This window comes from Streptomyces sp. NRRL WC-3742, from assembly GCF_000720635.1.
Lineage (GTDB): Bacteria > Actinomycetota > Actinomycetes > Streptomycetales > Streptomycetaceae > Kitasatospora.
Window position 1 is genome coordinate 1 of the sequence record NZ_JOCF01000043.1, and the last position, 18,034, is coordinate 18,034.

The window sequence follows — 18,034 nt, forward strand, 5'->3', positions numbered from 1 at the left end:
GTTCGTGTGCGGGCTGTCAGGTGGTGCGCACGTCGGCGTCGGGGTGGCGGCCCTCCAGGGCCTGCTGCAGGCGGGCGGTGAGCAGGCGGGCGAGGTCGGTCGGCGCGGTGAGGGTTGTCAGGGGCGAGCCGGAGTCGTGGACGTGGAGCAGGACAGCACCCATGCGCACGATCGCGTCGGCGCCCGTCGCGCCGTGTGTGCGGGCGGCACTCTGGTCGCCGACCTGCGGGAAGGGCGCGGCGGTGGCGTCCTTCGAGCCGCCGATCCGGTCGAGCAGGGTGGCGAAGGCGCGTTCGGCGGTCTGCGGGGAGTCGAAGGCGATCACGGAGAACCGGGTGGTCGCGATCACGGACACCCGGAACGTCTCGGTGGCGTAGGCGAGTTGGCCCGGGCATCCGTCCGAGGGTTCCGGGACGAGGCAGGGCACGTCGCCTCCGCTGCCGGTGCCCGAGGACGGGCCGGACTCCACCGCCCAGGCGACCTGCGGGAGCGCGGGCAGGTCCGGCAGGACGGTCCGCAGCTGCGCCGGCTCGCGCAGCGAGTGCCCGTCGCGGGCGAGCCCGGGGTCGAGCACCGGGCGTGAGCTCAGGCGGACACCGATCGCGACCAGGGCGGCGACCAGGACCAGCACCAGAGCCGTGATGATCGGGATCCCGGCGCCGCGCGTGAGGGCCTTCGCGCCGCCGCCGGGGATCCTCAGCTGGACGGTGGACGGGCTGCTTCTCGTCCTGAGCTGGACGGTGGACGGACCGGATCCGGTCTTGAGCCGGACGGTGTCCGGATCGGCGGCCCCGCCCAGCTCGGTGGTCCCGAGGTACTGGGCGAACGCCGCGTCCGTGGCGAGGAGCCGGGCGACGGCGGCCGACAGCTCGGCCCGCGCCCCGGCGTCCTCGGGGCTCGCCTCGGCGGCCGCCACCACCCGCGCCCCGTCCGGCGTCACCCGCAGCCGCGCCCGTACGACCTCCGCCGTGGCCCCCGGCGCCGGTCTCAGCAGCGCCGCGACCACCCTCGGTGTCAGCTCCCGACCGTCCCCCATGGCAACTCCCCTTGCCGCACCAGCCGTTGCCCTCCACGATCCCGTACGGGCGGCCGGTTCGTACGCCCTCCGGTCGCAACGGAGACGGAACTGCAACAGGCGCCGGGGCCCGAGGGGCGGGAGTGGCCGCTGGTGCGCCCGGGCAACCGGCCCCTCGGCCTGCTACGCCCGGCGGAAGCGCGCCACCAGGCTGGTCAGGCTCGCCGAGCCGTCGCCCGCCTCGACGCCGCGCCGGACGGCCTCGGCCAGGAGGGCGGGCAGGGCGCCGTCCACGCCGGAGGCTTCGGCGGTGTCAGTGGCCTGTGGCAGGTTGAACACAGACATCGAGAGGGGTGGGCCGGGTGATCCGTTCGTACAAGTTCCTCATCAGGCCCACCGTGGGCCAGGAGCAGCAGCTCGCCGCGATGCTGCGGGACCACTGCACGCTGTACAACGGGGCGTTGCAGGAGCGTCGTGACGCCTACCGGCACGTCTCCAGAACGACGGTCCGTTATGGTGAGCAGTCGGCGCAGCTGAAGGAGATCCGGGCGTTCGATCCGGAGTGTCAGGGTCGCTGGTCGTTCTCCAGCCAGCAGGCCACCTTGCGTCGTCTGGACAAGGCGATGCAGGCATTCTTCCGGCGGGTCAAAGCCGGTGAGACCCCCGGTTACCCCCGGTTTCGGGGGGTGAACCGGTTCGACACCGTTGACTTCCCCAGGGATGGTGACGGCTGCCGCTGGGACTCCACACCGCACGACCCGGTGACCCGTGTCCGGTTCCAGGGCGTTGGCCACGTGAGGGTCAACCAGCACCGGCAGGTGGTCGGCAGGGTCAAGACCGTCAGCGTCAAGCGCGAAGGGCGCCGCTGGTACGTCCTCCTCACCGTTGAACAGGAGCGGCCGGAGCCGCTGCCCGCGACTGGCAGCGTGGTCGGCATCGACCTGGGCATCGCTAACTTCCTCGCCGATTCGGGCGGCGGGTTCATTCCGAACCCCCGCCACGGCCACAAGGCTGCCCAGAGACTCCAAGGCGCGCAGCAGGCCCTGTCGCGGTGTAACCGCCGCAGCAACCGTCGACGCAAGCAGGTTCAGCGCGTCGCCGACGCGCACCGCAAGGTCCGCCGCCAGCGGCTCGACCACGCTCACAAGACCGCCATCGACCTGGTGCGCCGACACGACATCATCGCGTACGAAGACCTCAAGATCCGCAACATGCTGCGCACTCCCGCGCCCAGGCCCGACCCTGGACGGCCGGGCGGCTTCCTCCTGAACGGAGCCGCCGCGAAGGCGGGACTGAATCGTTCGATCTCGGATGCCGGGTGGGGGGTGTTCCTGACGATCCTGACAAGCAAGGCTGAGAGCGCCGGTAGGGAGGTGATCGCCGTGGATCCCCGCAACACCTCACGGCGGTGCCCCGTATGTGGGCACACCGCCAAGGAGAACCGGCCCACCCAGGAGACGTTCCATTGCGTCGCATGCGGCCACCGGGCGCACGCCGACACCGTGGGAGCCGTCAATGTTCTACGGGCCGGGCTGGCCCGTCGCGACACCCTCAAGGATTAGCGAGAAGCCCCAGCATCAGCCTGGGAGGAGTCACCTGGATCTGGTAGTACCCGGATGCCGTGGCATCTGGGCCCTGTGTTCGGTGCTTACTGGATCGGGAGGGGCGCTCCCCGCTCGGCCTCCGGGCGGGGGCCGAAGATGCGCCGCTGCTCCTCCGTGATGGCGACCTCGTTGATGCTCGCCTCCCGGCGGCGCATCAACCCGTCCTCGGCGAACTCCCACAGCTCGTTGCCGTAGGCGCGCCACCACTGGCCGCCCGCCTCGCGGTACTCGTACTGGAAGCGCACCGCGATCCGGTCGCCCCCGAAGGTCCACAGCTCCTTGCGCAGGGCGTAGTCGAGCTCGCGCTCCCACTTCTCGCGCAGGAAGTCGGTGATCTCCCGCCTGCCGGTGGCGAACCGGTCCCGGTTCCGCCAGACGGAGTCCTCGGTGTAGGCGAGTGCGACGCGCTCGGGGTCGCGGGTGTTCCACGCGTCCTCGGCGGCCTGGACCTTGCGGAGCGCGGTCTCCTCGTCGAACGGCGGGAACGGAGGGCGTGGTGCCACGGCGTGCTCCTTCTCCTGGTGGGCCTCGGTGCTGGGGCTCAAGGTGAGAGAACGGTCGTTCTCCCCTCTGTCCGATACTCTAGAGAACGATCGTTCTCGACGCCAGTGGGAGGCACGATGGCAGGCGCGGCGGCAAGCCCGACGAGCCACGACGAGGCACACGCACGACTGCTCGACGCCGCCGAGCGGCTCTTCTACGAACGCGGCATCCAGGCCGTCGGCATGGACGAACTGCGCACCGCCGCCGGAGTCTCGCTCAAACGGCTCTACCAGTGCTTCCCCTCCAAGGCCGACCTGGTCGAGGGCTACCTGCGCCGCCGCGACGAACGCTGGCGCGCCGATCTGGCCGGCCACGTCGCCCGCCGGGCCGCCGCGCCGGAGGAGGCGCTGCTCGCCGTCTTCGACTGGCTCCACGAGTGGTTCGCCGCCCCTGGCTTCCGGGGCTGCGCCTTCATCAACTCCTTCGGCGAACTGGGCGCCACCTCCGCCCCGGTGGCCGCCGCCGCCCGCGACCACAAACACGCCCTCCGCACCTACGTGGCCACCCTCACGGGCGCTCTGCCGGTCGACGACCCGGCCGCCCTCGCCGACCAACTCCTCCTCCTGATCGACGGCGCCATCACCACGGCCGCCATCACCGGCGACCCCGCCGCCGCCCGTACGGCCCGTACGGCGGCCGGGGCGCTGATGGCCGCCGCCCGCACCTGAGAGCCGGGCGGGTCGGTCACGCCTGCTGAATCAGGGCGGCCATCATCGCGACCGGCAGCGCCGGGTTGGCGGCGGCCCCTTCGGCGGTGCGCGCGTCGGCGGAGGCGAGGCAGACGGCGAGGGCGGCGGGGGAGGCGTGGGCGTGCCGGGCGACGGCGCGCAGGGCCTTGGCGACGGGCGGGGCCGTCTCGGCGATGCGGTCCAGCAGTGCGGCGGGCGCGTCGGGGTTGGTGGCCAGGGTGGCGGCCACCTGGGCGCCGAACCGCTCGTACATGTCGGACAGTTGGGCGGTGCCGAAGCCCGGGTGCGGGGCGACGGACTTCACCACCTTGGCGTCCGCGTCCGAGGCCAGCCGGTCGCGGAGGGCGGCGGGCAGGTCGCGGCGCTGGGCGGCGAGCATCCGTACCCGGGGTTCGGGGGAGGCGGCGAGCTGCGCGAGTTCGGCGGGCGTGGCGGCGGCGATGCGGTCGAGCAGGGTGGGACCGATGCGGACGGTGAGGGCGAGGGCAGCGAGGAGGTCGAGCGGGACGGCCTCGTTCAGGGAGACCTGCCTGCGTACCGATGCGTCCGCGTCGGTGGCGAGACGGCGCAGCAGGGGCTCGGCGGTCGCGGCGTTGAGCCCCAGATTGCCACGCACCCACGGGTATTCGTCCTCGGCGAGGAGCCGCTGGGCCTCCTCCGGCAGCCCGGGGTGTTCGGCGAGCGCCTGCCGGACGAGCAGGTGGTCGGTGGCCAGCCGCGCGGCCGCGTCGGCGGGGGTGGCGGGGTTGCCCGCCGCGCGTTCGCGGACCCCTACCTCCTCGTCGAGCAGCAGTGAGGCCAGCTGCTCCGGCGGCGTGGCCTCGTTGCCCGCGACGCCTCGCCGTACCTGGGCGGCCGGATGCCCGGCCAGGGTGCGCAGCAGGTCCGACCGTCCGGTGAAATGGGCGAGTTCGGCGGCGACGTCCGGTTCCCCGTCCGCCGCGAGGAGGTCGCTCACCGCGTCCGGGAGCCCCGGGCAGCTCGCGAGCCCGATGCGGGTGTCGCAGTCCGGGTGGCGGGCGAGCGCGAGCGCCCACTCCGGGCGGCCCCGGCCCTCGTCGAGCAGGGCGACCGCCAGCGCGGGCTGCGCGAGCGGATCGCCGACCGGGACGCCGAGCGCGGCCAGCCCGTACGGGGAGTCCTCCTGCAACGCGGCCAGGGCGATGGCCTGTTGGGGGTCGAGGTCGGTGCGGCAGGCCAGCTCCCTGGCCAGGAATTCATCGTCGGGCGCGGCGTCGACCAGGCGCTGGAGCAGTTCGGGCGGCAGAGCGGGGTTCTCGGCGAGGGCGGACAGCAGCGACGGCATCCGGGCATCATGCCCGCCCGGGGGCCGTCGCCGCCGCCCGTTTTCCCTCGCCACGCGCACCGGTGCGGTTCAGTGAGCGGGCGCCCCGGGTACCGGGGTCGACATGTAGACCGCGCGCCGCCCGTAGCAGGGCGGGACCGCCACCTCCCGGTGCGCCCGGTAGCCGAGGAGGCGCAGCAGGATGTCCGCGCCGCGCACCGCGACCATGGAGATGGTGCGGTAGCCCTGGGCGCCCGCCTCCCGCTGGAAGTGCCGCATGAAGCCGAGCGCCACCTCCTTGCCGCGCAGTTCCTCGGCGATCACCAGGTCGTGGACGTGCAGGTTCTCGGAGGCGAACGCCTCCTCCTCGGGCCGGGTGAGGTCCGGGCAGCGCAGTGGCGGGTACGGCAGGCTCAGCAGGTAGCCGTGCACCACGCCGTCCCGTTCCAGGACGAAGCAGGTCCGCGGCGAGCTGCTGCCGCGCGACCTGAGCGCCTCCTCGCCCTCGGAGAGGCCGTCGGCGGCGTAGGCGTCGTGCTCCAGGGCGACGACGGCTGCCCAGTCGCCGTCGGCCAGCAGCCGGATCGTGAACTCCTCGCTCACCCGGCCGGCACCTCGGAGATGCCGCCGAGGCCCTTGGCACGGGCGGCGGCCACCATCGGCGCCCAGTTCTCGATCAGCACCGCCCAGAGCTCGGCGTCGGCCTGCGCCTCGTCCAGCAGCTGCCGGCGCCGCCCGGCCACGGTGTCGGCGACGTCGGCGTACCTGCCGCCGAGCTTGCGGTAGCAGCGGTCGAGGACGTCCAGGCAGTGCTCGTTGCCGGTGCGGTCCCAGTCGAGGCTGCCGCGCACCAGGTCGAGGATGGGCTCGGCCCGCAGGACGTGGTGCTCGTCCATCATGCTGCGGCCGAGGTCGATCATGCCGCCGTAGACCGGGTACAGGTAGAGCATCGAGAGCAGGAACTTGACGAACCGCATCTGGTACGCGGCGAAGCCGTCGTCGGTGCGGCGCTCGGGCGTGTAGTAGTTGACGATGTGGCGGTTGTGGACGACGCCGGGCATCCTGGCGTGGACCATGGCGTGGTGCAGGGCGTAGTCGCTGCCGATGGTCTCGGTGGAGGGCAGCAGCGGCAGCACCTCGTAACCCCGGTGGTCCATGGCGACGTTGCACATGTAGACGTCCCAGATGTCGGGGACGCCGAGGACGGACTCGTCGGTGGTGAAGGCGGCGGTGCCGGCGCCCTTGAAGGAGAGCTCGACCATCGCGTCCTTCTCCTCGTCGGACCACACCGGCGGGGCCCACAGGCGCACGACCTCGCGGTAGATGTCCGGGTCGAGCTCGCGGATCTCGCTGATGTCCACGCAGAGTTCGCCGATGAAGGCGCCGCTGACCAGCAGGACCGGGGTGTCCACGTCGGCGGGGTCGAGCTCGGAGCGGGTCACTGCGCCCGCCGCCTCGCCGGCGGGCTTGCCGATGGAGAGCAGCTCGTGGTGGATGGAGAACATCTTCTGCCCGTCGACGACCTGGAAGTCGGCGTCGTCGTTGCGCAGGTGCGTGGAGGTGCAGCCCAGGGCGGCGGCGGCCAGGAAGAGCCGGTTGACGCAGGAGCCGTAGGCGACGGCGTTCTCGGGGAGCATCAGCTCCAGCAGCAGTTCGGGGTCGGCGGCGCCGGAGTCCCGGGCCACGCGCAGCAAGAAGGCGCGCTGGGCCTCGTTGCCGAGGTGGTGCACGGTGACGCCGGGGACGGAGGGCAGCGAGGCCACGGCGTCCGCGTTCCGCGCGAACTCGGCGCCCTCGGTGGTGTCGAGGACGACGAGGTGCACCTCGACCTCGAAGTTCGCGACGGCGTAGGCGGCCTCCTCGGCGAGCTCCACGATGGTCTCGGGACAGGGGCGCATGGTGGGCAGGGCGAGGCAGACTCTTTGCATGGTGCGGGGTTCTCCGTCGGATCGTCAGATTCGGTTCCACGGCGGTCGGTTGAGCGCACGCGAGGGCCCGCGGGCGCGGGCTGTGGCCGGTCCGCCGCACCACCGTGGACTAGACCATTGCCGAAGTCAACGATTGACAGCGGGGCCCCGGCGGGGTGCAATGCGCCCCTCGCCGCGCCCCTTGTCGCGGCCCTCGTCGCGGCCCCTCTCCTCGCCCCCTCGCCTCGCACGGGCGCGCGAACCCCCCTCTCGGATCCGAACGGCCGGACGGGCCGAGGGGGTTCAGAGGGGCCGCGGAGGGGCCTCGGGGCGCCGATCCCCGGGAAACCGACGGTTCGGGGTCAATCCGGTCGGTTGATCTGCCGATACCTCCGGACGACGTTCCTACGCCGTTCGGATGAGGAGATCCGCATGCCCGAGCTGTGGCTGCCCGGAGCCGAGATCCACGACCTCGGCGACCACGCGCCGACCGACCAGCAGTACCCGCCGAAGGCCATCGCCCACATCACCTGGGACCGCAACGCCAGCGCCGCCGAGCCCCAGGACTGGTGCTCCTACGAGGACCTCGTCAGCTACTTCACCGGAAGCGGCGCCGGCGACGCCCCGCATCTGGTCTGGGACCCGTTCAGCGGCCGGACCGCCCAGCTCTTCCCCGCCGACTCCCGCTCCAAGAGCCTGCTCAGCCCCGGCCCGAGCCCCACCCGCACCAACCGGGCCGGCCGGGTCGTCATCCAGATCGAAGCCGTCTTCTTCCCCTACTGCCGCCACCAGGGCGCCGTCTACCCCCGCCTGGTCGACACCCCCTGCGCGGGCTGGGACCGCATCCACGCCTGGATCGCCTCCTGGGGCGTGCCCGACACCTGGCCGATGGGCAGGCCCGTCGACTTCTCCGGCCGCCGCGACGAACAGGTTTGGGAGCGCAGCGGCGGCTGGTACGCCCACGCCCACGTCCCGTACAACGACCACACCGACCCGGGCTCCTGGCCCGAGTTCACCGGCACCGGCTCCCCGGGCACCCCGCCCTCGCGCCCCGCGCCGCCCGCCGAGGGCACCCCGGCGCGCTACCAGGTCTCCATCAACGGCCTCGCGTACGGCTACGGCGCCCACGGCTACCAGGTGACGGCCGTCGGCCGAGCCCTGGTGGCCAGGGGGTACGGCGGGCACTACCACTCCGGCCCGGGCCCGAACTGGACGGACGCGGACACCGAGAACTACTCCGACTACCAGCGCAGCCTCGGCTACACCGGCGGCGCGGCGGACGGCGTCCCCGGCGAGGACTCACTGCTGCGCCTGCTCGGCTACCTGCCCGGCCCGCGCACCGTCTCCCTGGCCCACCTGCTCGCCGCCGCCCACGCCGACCCGCCCGCCGAGCAGGACCACCGCACGTACGGCTCCGAGGTCGCCATCGTCCAGCAGGCGCTCGCGGACGAGGGGCTGCTCGAACAGCGCTGGGTGAGGGGCTCGTACGGCACCCTCACGATCGCCGCCTACGCCGCGTGGCAGCGGCGCTGCGGCTACAGCGGGTCGGCGGCGGACGGCCTCCCGGGGCGGGACTCGCTCCAGCGCCTCGGCGCGGCCGGGGGGTTCGAGGTGACCTCGTAGTAGGGGCCCCTATTCGGGACGGACGCGGGAATTCCGCCCGCGCACCGGCGCGTTCTGCCGGACGTGACCAGCGCGAGCAAGCAGCCGATCCGGCTCTCCGTCCTCGACCGCTCCCGGACCAGGCGGCGCGAGGAGCCCGCCGAGGCGCTGCGCGCCACGGTGGCCCTCGCCCGCGAGGTCGAACGGCTCGGCTACCACCGCATCTGGGTCTCCGAGCACCACGGCGTGCCCGGCGTCGCCGGCTCCGCGCCGACGGTGCTGGCCGCCGCGATCGCCTCGGCGACCTCCCGCATCCGGGTCGGCACCGGCGGGGTGATGCTGCCCAACCACCAGCCGATGGTGGTCGCCGAGCAGTTCGGCGTGTTGGCCGCGCTGTTCCCCGGCCGGATCGACATGGGCCTGGGCCGCTCGGTCGGCTTCACCGACGGCGTCCGGCGCGCGCTCGGCCGGGAGAAGGACGCGGCGGACGACTTCGGCGCCCAACTCGCCGAGCTGATCGGCTGGTTCGACGGCACCCAGCAAGCCCACCGGGGCGTCCACGCCCGCCCGGCGGAGGGCCTGCGGGTGCCCGCGTACGTCCTGGCCACCGGCGAGGGCGCCGACCTCGCCGCCGAGGCGGGCCTGCCACTGGTGATCGCCGCCCCGCGCGGGGAGGACCGGATGCTCGCGGCCGTCGACCGCTACCGCGAGCGCTTCCGGCCCTCCTTGCAGGCCGCCGAGCCGTACGTGATCGTCTCCGGCACGGTGGCGGTCGCGAGGACGGCCGAACGGGCCCGCGAACTGCTGGTGCCCGAGGCGTGGGCCGGCGCCTACTCCCGCACCCACGGCGAGTTCCCTCCGCTCGCCCCGGCGGCCGAGGTCCGGGCCCTGGAGATGAGCGCCCGCGAACGCGCCGCCTTCGAGCAGTCGATGAAGGGCCACATCTCCGGCACCCCGCAGCAGGCGGCCGAGCAGCTGCGCGCCCTGGTGGAGCGCACCGGTGCGGACGAGTTCCTGCTCGCCACCAGCACCTACGACCGAGTCGAACTGCTGGACTCCCACCGGCTGCTGGCGGAGGCGTTCGGTCAAGTCCGGGGCTCCTCGGCGCCGGTGTGACCCATCGAGTCGCCTTATCGTACTTTCGGCGACGTCGCCTTCCGTGGTGGCCGGGTATCGGTCAAGGTCCCCTGCCAGGTGGCCGGTTGACGGTGTCCACGGGCGGTCGGGCGGCCAGCGGGTTTGCCACATTGGCATGATTGACTGATCGTCAGACCTTGGCTGGAAACCGTCGAATCCGGTGTGAATATGCCATCGGAATGTTCGGCCGACGGGTTACGGCAGTAGCCTTCCGTGTCGGACCTGCCACTGCTGGTGGCGATTCGGCCCGGGGCGGTGCCGCGCCCCGGCCGCCCAGACCCCGTGAAGGAGCCGGTGTGCCGGGTATCGACGAATGCCTCTCCGGGGCGATGACGATCGCCGGGGCCCGCGCCGCGAGCCTGGTCGACTGGAGCAGCGGGCTGGCGCTCGGCAGCCTCGGCGACAGCCCGACCGGCGAGCACGAGACCTCCGCCGCCGAGGCGACCGACCTGGTGCGGGCGGCCGTCGAGAGCCAGACCTTCACCGCGGCCGAGGACGCCGGCTCGCCACTGGAGGACATCATCGTCACCGCGGGCCGCAGCTACCACCTGATCCGCTTCATCGACACCGTCTTCGACAACCGGCTGGTGCTGCACCTGTGGCTCGACCGCGCCGAGGGCAACCTCGCCGCCGCCCGCTTCCGGCTCCAGTCGCTCGCCGAGGACCTGGTGCTGGGGTGAGTGCGATGCCCGTCGGTTTCCAGTCATCGGCGAATCCGGGTGCCGGGGGAGCGCGCCCGTGACCGCCACCGCCACCGCGCCCGCCGCACCGCCCCCGCCAGGCGAGCCCCGCACCCCCGGGGAGCCCCGTACTCCGGGCGAACCCCGCACCCCCGGCGAGGCGCTCGACCTGCTCGCCGCCCGCCGCGCCACCGGCGCCCTGCACGGCCCGCTCGGCACCCTCCACCTGGTCGGCGGCCTGGTGAGCGCCGCCGAGTCCCCCCGCGCCCCCGGCCTGGCCGACCTGCTCACCGTCAGCGCACTGATCACCCCCGAGAGCTGGACCGAACTGCTGCACACCCACGGCCCGCACTCCCGCGTCGCGGCCGAACTGGTCGAGCGCCGCGTCCTCACCCGGGGCGAGCTCGAACTCGGCCACCTGGGAACCCTGTTCGACGCCGCCTTCTTCGTCCTCGCCGACCCGGCCGGCGGCACCTGGCGCTTCGAGGCCGACACCCGCCACTGGCTCGGCGAGGTCGCCGCCGTCGACCCCGACCGCCTGCACCGCGAGGTCGAGCGCCGCCGCCGCCTCCTCGACGGCCTCTGGCCCTCCGCCCGCCTCGACACCGAACCCGTCCGCCCCGGCGAACGCGGCCGCCTGCCCGAGCACCGTACGGCCGGGCGCCGCAGCCGTGAACTGCTCGACCACGCGGACGGCCGAAGAACCCCCGCCGACCTGGCCCGACTGCTCGGCCGCTCCGGCTTCGGTGTCACGGCGGACGTGCGCCGCCTCGCCGCCGCCGGACTGCTCGAAGCCGCCCAGGACGGACCCGGAGCACCCGGAGCGCCCGGCGCCCGGCGGGGCCTCGGCGGACTGCACCGCAGGGTCCCCGGGGCGACCCTGCGCGCCGCCCCCGCCCCCGCCCCCGCACGCTCCGACCACCCGCCCGCCACGGCAGCGGCCCACCCGCTGACCGTCCCCGACCCGGACATCGCGCTGCTGACCCGGGTCCGAGACCTACTGGAGGCCCGACTTTGACCCACTCCCCGCCCGCGACCCCGCAGTCCCGGCCATGAGGCGGGCCCTCAAGCAGCGAGTCGGAAGGAGACACCTCATCGCCCTGGAGACCGAGCTGCTCGCCGAACTGCGCGCGGTCAAGCAGCGCGTCCCGCACCTCGCGGGCGGCCTGGTGGCCACCGTCGACGGACTGCTGATCGCGCACGACACCCACGGGACGGAACCCTCCGGACTGGCCGCGATGACGGCCGCCGCGCTCTCCCTCGCCCAGCGGCTCGCCGACACCACCGGCCAGGGCGAGTTCCGCGAGTCGCTGGTGCGCGGCGAGCACGGCTACGTCGCCACCTACGCCGCCGGCGGCAGCTGCGTGCTGACCCTCCTGGCCCACCCCGACGTCAACGTCGGACGGCTCCACCTGGAGGCCCGCCGCTGCGCCAAGGGGATCGCCGGGCTGCTCAACGAGACGCTGCTACCCGGCACTTGACCATTCGCTCCTCCCCTCCACCCCTTCACCCCTCCGCTCCACCAGCAACCCGCACCCGACGATCGAACTGGAGACACGAGAATGACCGACGCAGCCGGCGCGCTCAAGCAGGCCATGACCACCATCGAGGGCGCCCTCGGCGGAGCCCTGGTCGACTACAACAGCGGCATGGCGCTCGCCACCCTCGACGGCCCCGGCGGAATCGACCTCAACGTCGCCGCCGCGGGGAACACCGACGTGGTCCGCGCCAAGATGCGCACCATGGACATGCTGGGCCTTCAGGACGGGATCGAGGACATCCTCATCACCCTCACCAGCCAGTACCACCTGATCCGCCCGCTCAGCGGCCGCGGCGGCAAGGGCCTCTTCCTGTACCTCGCGCTGGACCGCGGCCGCGCCAATCTCGCCATGGCCCGCCACCAGCTCATCCGGATAGAGGCCGACCTCGAGGTCTGAGCCGGCCCCCGGCCCCGGCGGAGAGCTCAGGCTCCGCCGGGTCCCGGCTCGTTGCGGGTCCCGGCTCGTTGCGGGTCCCGGCTCGTTGCGGGTCCCGGCTCGTTCCGGTTCCAGCCCGTTGCAGGTCCGGCTCGTTGCGGTTCCGGCCACCCCGGCGCTCAGGGCCAGCTCACGTCGCCGCCCGGCAGCCCGCACACCTCGCCGGCCGCCGTCAGCACGCTCCACGGCGCCAGCACCGCGTGCGGCGGCACCGACAGCGCCCCGCCCTCCGCGAAACCCAGCTCCAGCCCGCCCGCCAGGGTGATCCGGGCGGAGCCCACCGTACGGCCCACCAGCGCCAGCAGCCCGGGGGAGGGGCGGAAGGTCAGCGCCGGGAAGAAGTGCTCGACCTCCTCGGGCGCGGCGAACGAGGGCGCCGCGTACCGGAATTCGTGCGCCACCCGGACGGTCACCGCCCCGGCCAACCCCAGCTCCAGCCTGGCGCCGCCGCCGACCGACTCCACCCGCCGCCCGTCCAGCACCCGCGCGATCGCCTCGTCCACGCCACCAGTGTGACGACTCACCGCGCCTCCCGCCCGCGCACCAGCTCCACCGGCCCGCCCTTGCCCTCCCGGGCCGCCAGCGCGGCCGCCGTCCGCCCCCAGGACGGCCCGGTCAGCAGCGCCCGCGCCTCCTCCGGCCCGCACAGGCGCCAGTCCACCAGCTCCTCCTCCTGCAGCACCACCGTGTCCAGCAGCTCCGGGGTCACCCGGCCGCCGTCGTACACGTACACCAGGACCGGGCACTCGCCGTTGGTGTCCAGCGGCTGCCAGTCCAGCGCCAGCAGCCGCCCCGGCTCGACCCGCCAGTCCAGTTCCTCGGCGATCTCCCGCCGCGCCGCCTCCCGGGGCGTCTCCCGGTCCGCCTCCACACCGCCGCCCGGCAGCGTCCAGTACGGCACCTCGCCGCGCGGCCCCTCCCACGGCCTCAGCCGTACGAGCAGCACCCGCCCGGCCTCGTCGGTGAACAGCGCCCGCGCCTTCGCCCGGATCCGGGGCCTGGTCGCGTAGTACGTCTCCCGGTCCAGCGGCGGCGGCTCGGCGGGCGCGCCCCCGCCGCCGAGCCCCGGCGCGGCGGCCGCCCCGAGGTACTCGGGAGCCGGCCCGCCCACCTCCGGCAGCGCCCGGGTGTGCCCCGTCGGAAAGCTGTCCTCCAGCTCCAGCGGACCGGCCGTACGCGGCGCCCGCAGACAGGCCAGCACCCGTCGCGACAGCCTCGGCGGCAGCGCCCGCCCCGCGTCCGCCTCCGTCAGCCACGTCCACCCGCCGACCTCCGCCGCGTCCGGCCGTAGCGCCGCCACCTGCGCCCGCGTCAGCGGCTCCGCCCAGTACAGGTACGCCACGATCGGCGGCCGGCCCTCCCTCATCGCCCAGTCCACGCAGGCCAGTGGCCCGAGCACCGGGGTGAACCCCAGCTCCTCCCGGACCTCCCGCACCGCCGTCTCCCGCAGCGACTCGTCCTGCGGCTCCCACCCGCCACCCGGGACCGCCACCGGATGCTTCCGGTCGTACGGCAGTCGCACCACCATCACCCGCCCCCGCCCGTCCGGGAACAGCACCCCCGCCGCCGCCAACAGCCCCCGCCCGTCCACCCGGCCCCCTTGCGCTCGCCCGCTCACGTTCACCCGGTGATCCTTCCCCCGCCCCGGCCCCGATCACCCTCGGTCCTGTCGGTACCGGTTCCCGGGGCCTGTCGTGTCCTGGAGCGGCTCACCACGGTGTAACGGCCGGAGTCGGCCGACGGACACCGGCGGAGGCCGTCGCCGGCGCCGCCCGACTACCCGAGCGAGGCCAGGGCCTGGGCCGCCGCCCGGGCCATCCGTTCGTCGTGGCGGCGGCTCGCGCCGCGGAGGCGGGCGTAGCCCTCGGCGGCGGCGAGGGCGAGGAGGCCCGGGAGGAGGTCGGTGCTGCGGGCGGCGAGCCAGCGGGTGCCCTGGGTGGCCATCCACCACAGGTCGGCGGAGCGGCTCGGCGGGGCCTCGGCCGGGGCGGCGGGCGGCGGGGGGCCGAGGGGGTGGCCCCTGTCCGAGAGCAGGGTGTGGAACCGGCGGGCGATGAGGTGGTGGCCCTCGGCGCTGGGGTGGAGGCGGTCCACACTGAGGAGGCGGCGCTCGGCGAGCCAGGGCAGGTCGGCGATGTGCAGGTGGACGGCCCGGTGGCGCTCGGTGAGGGCGTGCACCACCGTGTTGACGGCCCGCATCCGGCGGGCCAGCGGGCGGGTGAGGGGGGCCGGGAGGCCGAGCAGGGTTCCGGGGTCGGGCAGGCAGGCGGTGAGCACCACCGCGCCGTGCGCGGTGAGTTCGCCCAGCACCTCGTCCAGTTGCAGGGTGCTGCGCCGGATGTCGAAGCCCGCCCGCAGGGTGTCGTTGCCGCCGACCACCACGGCCGCCAGCTGCGGACGCAGGGCCAACGCCTCCGGCAGCTGACGGACCGTCAGGTCCGTGGTCAGTGCCCCGCTGCGCGCCAGGTTGGTGAACTCCACCTCCCGCCCGCCACCGGCCAGCGCCGAGGCCAGGACGGCCGCCCAGCCGCGCCAGCCCTCGCCCGCGGGGTCGCCGACGCCCTCCGTCAGGGAGTCCCCGAGCGCGACGAAGCGCGAGAACCCGCACGCCTCCCGCCGGTCGTCGCCGTCCGCCGCCAGGTCACACCCGCTGTCGAGCAGGCTCATCCCAACCCCCGTCCAGAGTCTCGCAGTTGGCCACCCGGGCGACCCGGTGCGCGGCCAGGAACGCTCCCACCGCCGCCGGCCAGCCGTACCGCTCCGCCTGCGCCCGGGCCGCCGCCCGCCGCGCCGACTCCGGCCGCGCCAGCAACTCCCGTACGGCCGAGGCGAATCCGGCGCCCGTGTCGGCCGCCGCCACCCCGGCGAGCCCGATCAGCCCGGGCAGGGCGGAGGAGCGGCTCACCACGACGGGCGTCCCGCAGGCCAGCGCCTCCATCGCCGCCAGCCCGAAGGTCTCCACCGGCCCGGGTGCCAGCGCCACGTCCGCACACCCCAACAGCCGTGCCAGCGCCGCCCGTTCGCCCAGATGCCCGAGGAAGCGCACCCGCAGCCCCAGCCGCAGGGCCCGCTGCTCCAGCCTCGCCCGCAGCGGCCCGGTGCCGGCCACCACCAGCACGGCCGGCCCCCGCCGGGCCCGCAGCGCGGCCAGCGCCTCCAGCGCCCGCTCGGGCCGCTTCTCCGCCGAGAGCCGCGAGCAGAGCACCAGCAGCGTCTCGTCCGGCGCGGCGTACCGGGCCCGCTCCTCGGCCCGTACCCGCGGCTCCAGCGGCCGCATCGCGGTCAGGTCCACCCCGAGCGGGGCCCGGACGAGGTTCGGCGTTCCGATCCGGCGGAACTCGGCCGCCGCCCAGTCGGTGGTGCACAGCACCGCGTCGTACTCCCGCGCCGTCGCCGCGTTGAGCCGGTCGGCCGCCGCGTCGGCCAGCGGGCCCGGCACGCCCCAGGTGCGCAGCACCCCGGCGGCGCTCTCGTGCGAGACCATCACCGAGCGCACGCCGTGCCGCCGCGCCCAGGCGCCCGTCCAGCGCAGGGTGGTGCGGTCGGAGACCTCCAGCCGGTCGGGGGAGAGGCGGGTCAGCTCGGCGGCGACGGCCGCGCGGTCGACGAGCAGCCGGTAACCGCCGCTGGCGGGCAGCACCGGCCCGGGCAGGGTGATCACCAGGCCCTGGTCGGTCTCCTCCTCGCTGCGCCGCTCCCCGGGCACGATGAGCACCGGCCGGTGCCCCGCCGCCCGGTACCCGGCGCCGAGGTGGCGCAGCGCGGTGCGAAGGCCCCCGGAGACGGGGGTGACGAAGTTGGCGAGCCGCACGACGGTCAGCGGCGCACCGGACGGCTCCGCGCTCATGCCGGCAGCTCCTCGACGGTCGTGACCTGCCCGGCGGCGAGCCGGTCGTCGGCCCGCGCGACGACCGGTTCCGCCGCGACCGTCTCCGCCGCGACCGTCTCCGCGACGACCGTCTCCGCGACGACCGTCTCCGCGACGACCGACTCCGCCGCGATCGTCCCCGCAGCGACCGGTTCCGCCGCGACCGCTTCCGTAGTGACCCCAACCGCTACGCCCTTGTCGCGGCCCTCCGCCAGCACCTCCGCGTAGTGCCCCAGCAGCAGGTCCCCGACCGCCTCCCACGTCCGGGCCGTCACATCCGCCCGCCCCGCCAGACCGTACCCCGCCCGCCGATCCGGATCGGCGGCCAGCTCGGCCACCGCCCGGGCGATCGCCACGCCGTCCCTCGGCGGCACCAGCAGCCCCGTCCGGTGGTGCCCCACCAGGTCCAGCGGGCCGCCCGCCGCCGGGCCGATCACCGCGACCCCGCTCGCCATGGCCTCCTGGATGGTCTGGCAGAAGGTCTCCAGCGGCCCGGTGTGCACGAACACGTCGAGGGTGGCGAAACAACGCGCCAGCTCCTCCCCGGTGCGCCGCCCCAGGAACACCGCCCCCGGCATGGCCGCCTTGAGCCCGGGCGCGGAGGGCCCGTCCCCGATGACCACCACCCGCACCCCGGGCAGCGCCGAGGTCGCCGCCAGCAGGTCCACCCGCTTCTCGGGCGCCAGCCGCCCGACGTACCCGACCAGCACCTCCCCGCCCGGCGCGAGTGCCCGGTGCAGCGCCTCGTCCCGGTGCCTGGGGTGGAAGCGCACCGAGTCGACTCCGCGCGGCCACAGCTGCACCCGGGGAACCCCGTGCGCCGTCAGGTCCTGCGCGGCCGGCGTGGACGGCGCCAGCGTCCGGGCGGCGGCCCGGTGCACGGACCGGATGCGCCGCCACGCGGCGGCCTCGCCCAGCCCCCGCCCGGCGCGGTAGGCGTGCGCGTAGCCCGCCAGATCGGTCTGGTAGACGGCCACGGCGGGCACCCCGAGCCGCGCCGCGACCTGCATCCCGCGCGCGCCGAGCACGAACGGGCTGGCCAGGTGGACGATGTCCGGCCGGTGCCCGGCGATCGCGGCCGCCAGCTGCCGGCTCGGCAGCGCGATCCGCACCTGCGGGTACCCCGGCAGCGGCATCGACGGGATGCGCACCACCGGGATCTCGGCGGTCTCGGCCCCGCCGCCGAAACTCTGCGGCGGGCAGTGGGCGCTCCGCGCGGGAGCCGGGGTGACGACGAGGGGCCGGTGGCCCCGGCGCACCAGGTGCTCGGCCGTCCGCAGCACGCTGTGGGCGACTCCGTTGACCTCGGGAGGGAAGGATTCGGTGACGATGGCGACGCGCATGCTGAATTTCTGTCCACACCCGGCATGCACCCGGCCAAAGGGATCTGTCGTACAAGCGAACGCGGGTCGGCGATTTGCACCACCGACCCGCGCAGGGGCTGATCCGCTCCGGTCAGACCGACCCGGCGGCCTCCTTCAGCTCGGCGTACGGAGCGAGCTTGCGGATGGACTCGATGCTCCTGAGGCAGTCGTCCTTGCTCTCCTGCGGATCGCCGGTGACCACGACCGTCCCGTTGCTCGCCTTGAGCCGGAACCGGTGCATCCCGCTCTCGTCCGTGTACAGCTCGAACTTCCCGGCCATGTCAGTACGTACCTCTCGCTCAGGTGACCCCCACGATGAAAAGTAGGGCCAAACCCCGTGGAGTGCAGGTCAGTTGACCCAGTC

The 18,034-nt window shown here is 74.5% G+C and carries 19 protein-coding genes and 1 pseudogene; 8 read left to right on the plus strand and 12 right to left on the minus strand.

All coding sequences use genetic code 11. From position 1 onward, the window contains the following. Positions 1 to 16 precede the first annotated feature (16 nt). Positions 17 to 1,036 carry a hypothetical protein gene (locus IH61_RS0123205; protein WP_158845198.1) on the minus strand — a complete coding sequence of 340 codons (1,020 nt, stop codon included), beginning with the start codon at positions 1,034 to 1,036 and terminating at the stop codon, positions 17 to 19. Positions 1,037 to 1,198: 162 nt separating this feature from the next. Beyond that, the gene (locus IH61_RS47110) at positions 1,199 to 1,360 is read right to left on the minus strand and encodes a hypothetical protein (RefSeq protein WP_158845201.1); all 162 of its coding nucleotides are present in this window, start codon (positions 1,358 to 1,360) and stop codon (positions 1,199 to 1,201) included. Positions 1,361 to 1,377: 17 nt separating this feature from the next. Here IH61_RS47110 and IH61_RS0123215 point away from each other — a divergent pair, with 17 nt between their 5' ends. Then, on the plus strand, positions 1,378 to 2,577 hold the full coding sequence (locus IH61_RS0123215) for an RNA-guided endonuclease InsQ/TnpB family protein (RefSeq protein ID WP_031072878.1): 1,200 nt from the start codon (positions 1,378 to 1,380) through the stop codon (positions 2,575 to 2,577). Positions 2,578 to 2,663: 86 nt separating this feature from the next. Here the strand turns inward: IH61_RS0123215 and IH61_RS0123220 are convergent, their stop codons facing one another. Then, the gene (locus tag IH61_RS0123220) at positions 2,664 to 3,122 is read right to left on the minus strand and encodes a nuclear transport factor 2 family protein (RefSeq protein WP_031072880.1); all 459 of its coding nucleotides are present in this window, start codon (positions 3,120 to 3,122) and stop codon (positions 2,664 to 2,666) included. A gap of 117 nt (positions 3,123 to 3,239) precedes the next feature. Between IH61_RS0123220 and IH61_RS0123225 the strand changes: the two genes are divergently transcribed. After that, positions 3,240 to 3,830, plus strand: a complete 591-nt coding sequence (locus IH61_RS0123225) for a TetR/AcrR family transcriptional regulator (RefSeq protein WP_031072881.1) — start codon at positions 3,240 to 3,242, stop codon at positions 3,828 to 3,830. A 16-nt stretch (positions 3,831 to 3,846) separates the two neighbouring features. On the opposite strand, the gene IH61_RS0123230 is transcribed toward IH61_RS0123225, so the two are convergent. From IH61_RS0123230 to IH61_RS0123240, 3 genes are all read right to left on the minus strand, one after another. Next, a complete protein-coding gene (locus IH61_RS0123230) occupies positions 3,847 to 5,157 on the minus strand; it encodes a hypothetical protein (protein ID WP_031072884.1) in 1,311 nt (436 codons plus the stop codon). A 69-nt stretch (positions 5,158 to 5,226) separates the two neighbouring features. Then, positions 5,227 to 5,739, minus strand: coding sequence for a GNAT family N-acetyltransferase (locus IH61_RS0123235; protein ID WP_031072886.1), 513 nt, complete (start codon positions 5,737 to 5,739; stop codon positions 5,227 to 5,229). After that, positions 5,736 to 7,064, minus strand: a complete 1,329-nt coding sequence (locus IH61_RS0123240) for a DUF6271 family protein (RefSeq protein ID WP_031072888.1) — start codon at positions 7,062 to 7,064, stop codon at positions 5,736 to 5,738. The genes IH61_RS0123235 and IH61_RS0123240 overlap by 4 nt, the downstream gene beginning before the upstream one ends. A 411-nt stretch (positions 7,065 to 7,475) precedes the next feature. On the opposite strand from IH61_RS0123240, the gene IH61_RS0123245 reads away from it, so the two are divergent. The 6 genes from IH61_RS0123245 to IH61_RS0123270 all read left to right on the plus strand — a co-directional run bounded on the left by IH61_RS0123245 (position 7,476) and on the right by IH61_RS0123270 (position 12,399). Further along, a complete protein-coding gene (locus IH61_RS0123245; RefSeq protein ID WP_031072890.1) occupies positions 7,476 to 8,666 on the plus strand; it encodes a peptidoglycan-binding protein in 1,191 nt (396 codons plus the stop codon). Positions 8,667 to 8,729: 63 nt separating this feature from the next. Then, positions 8,730 to 9,761, plus strand: a complete 1,032-nt coding sequence (locus tag IH61_RS0123250) for an LLM class flavin-dependent oxidoreductase (RefSeq protein ID WP_031072892.1) — start codon at positions 8,730 to 8,732, stop codon at positions 9,759 to 9,761. 317 nt (positions 9,762 to 10,078) lie between these two features. Beyond that, entirely contained in the window at positions 10,079 to 10,462 is a 384-nt protein-coding gene (locus tag IH61_RS0123255) for a hypothetical protein (protein WP_031072893.1), read from the plus strand. A gap of 58 nt (positions 10,463 to 10,520) precedes the next feature. After that, on the plus strand, positions 10,521 to 11,480 hold the full coding sequence (locus tag IH61_RS41275) for a hypothetical protein (RefSeq protein WP_031072895.1): 960 nt from the start codon (positions 10,521 to 10,523) through the stop codon (positions 11,478 to 11,480). Positions 11,481 to 11,514: 34 nt separating this feature from the next. Continuing rightward, entirely contained in the window at positions 11,515 to 11,943 is a 429-nt protein-coding gene (locus IH61_RS0123265) for a roadblock/LC7 domain-containing protein (protein ID WP_037973255.1), read from the plus strand. Between the two features lie 81 nt (positions 11,944 to 12,024). Continuing rightward, positions 12,025 to 12,399: a hypothetical protein gene (locus IH61_RS0123270; protein WP_031072901.1), complete on the plus strand. Its 375-nt coding sequence runs from the start codon at positions 12,025 to 12,027 to the stop codon at positions 12,397 to 12,399. 158 nt (positions 12,400 to 12,557) lie between these two features. On the opposite strand, the gene IH61_RS0123275 is transcribed toward IH61_RS0123270, so the two are convergent. The 6 genes and pseudogenes from IH61_RS0123275 to IH61_RS0123300 all read right to left on the minus strand — a co-directional run bounded on the left by IH61_RS0123275 (position 12,558) and on the right by IH61_RS0123300 (position 17,950). Then, positions 12,558 to 12,941, minus strand: a complete 384-nt coding sequence (locus IH61_RS0123275; RefSeq protein WP_031072903.1) for a DUF6188 family protein — start codon at positions 12,939 to 12,941, stop codon at positions 12,558 to 12,560. 17 nt (positions 12,942 to 12,958) lie between these two features. Then, complete coding sequence (locus IH61_RS44785) at positions 12,959 to 14,056, minus strand: NUDIX hydrolase (protein WP_158845203.1); 1,098 nt, start codon at positions 14,054 to 14,056, stop codon at positions 12,959 to 12,961. A gap of 158 nt (positions 14,057 to 14,214) precedes the next feature. Next, entirely contained in the window at positions 14,215 to 15,105 is an 891-nt protein-coding gene (locus IH61_RS0123285) for an SGNH/GDSL hydrolase family protein (protein WP_078911334.1), read from the minus strand. Continuing rightward, positions 15,080 to 16,285, minus strand: coding sequence for a glycosyltransferase (locus IH61_RS0123290; protein ID WP_051837758.1), 1,206 nt, complete (start codon positions 16,283 to 16,285; stop codon positions 15,080 to 15,082). The genes IH61_RS0123285 and IH61_RS0123290 overlap by 26 nt, the downstream gene beginning before the upstream one ends. Before the next feature lie 230 nt (positions 16,286 to 16,515). Continuing rightward, positions 16,516 to 17,649: pseudogene (locus IH61_RS0123295) on the minus strand (glycosyltransferase family 4 protein); the annotation flags it as partial. Between the two features lie 112 nt (positions 17,650 to 17,761). Continuing rightward, complete coding sequence (locus tag IH61_RS0123300; RefSeq protein WP_031072913.1) at positions 17,762 to 17,950, minus strand: YegP family protein; 189 nt, start codon at positions 17,948 to 17,950, stop codon at positions 17,762 to 17,764. Positions 17,951 to 18,034: the final 84 nt, after the last annotated feature.

Coding starts and splice junctions, on each gene's coding strand:
- IH61_RS0123285 (WP_078911334.1), bottom strand. CDS start 15,105: ATGAGCCTGCTCGACAGCGGGTGTGACCTGGCGGCGGACGGCGACGAC.
- IH61_RS0123265 (WP_037973255.1), top strand. CDS start 11,515: ATGAGGCGGGCCCTCAAGCAGCGAGTCGGAAGGAGACACCTCATCGCC.
- IH61_RS0123230 (WP_031072884.1), bottom strand. CDS start 5,157: ATGCCGTCGCTGCTGTCCGCCCTCGCCGAGAACCCCGCTCTGCCGCCC.
- IH61_RS0123300 (WP_031072913.1), bottom strand. CDS start 17,950: ATGGCCGGGAAGTTCGAGCTGTACACGGACGAGAGCGGGATGCACCGG.
- IH61_RS0123290 (WP_051837758.1), bottom strand. CDS start 16,285: ATGAGCGCGGAGCCGTCCGGTGCGCCGCTGACCGTCGTGCGGCTCGCC.
- IH61_RS0123225 (WP_031072881.1), top strand. CDS start 3,240: ATGGCAGGCGCGGCGGCAAGCCCGACGAGCCACGACGAGGCACACGCA.
- IH61_RS0123240 (WP_031072888.1), bottom strand. CDS start 7,064: ATGCAAAGAGTCTGCCTCGCCCTGCCCACCATGCGCCCCTGTCCCGAG.
- IH61_RS47110 (WP_158845201.1), bottom strand. CDS start 1,360: ATGTCTGTGTTCAACCTGCCACAGGCCACTGACACCGCCGAAGCCTCC.
- IH61_RS0123205 (WP_158845198.1), bottom strand. CDS start 1,036: ATGGGGGACGGTCGGGAGCTGACACCGAGGGTGGTCGCGGCGCTGCTG.
- IH61_RS0123270 (WP_031072901.1), top strand. CDS start 12,025: ATGACCGACGCAGCCGGCGCGCTCAAGCAGGCCATGACCACCATCGAG.
- IH61_RS0123245 (WP_031072890.1), top strand. CDS start 7,476: ATGCCCGAGCTGTGGCTGCCCGGAGCCGAGATCCACGACCTCGGCGAC.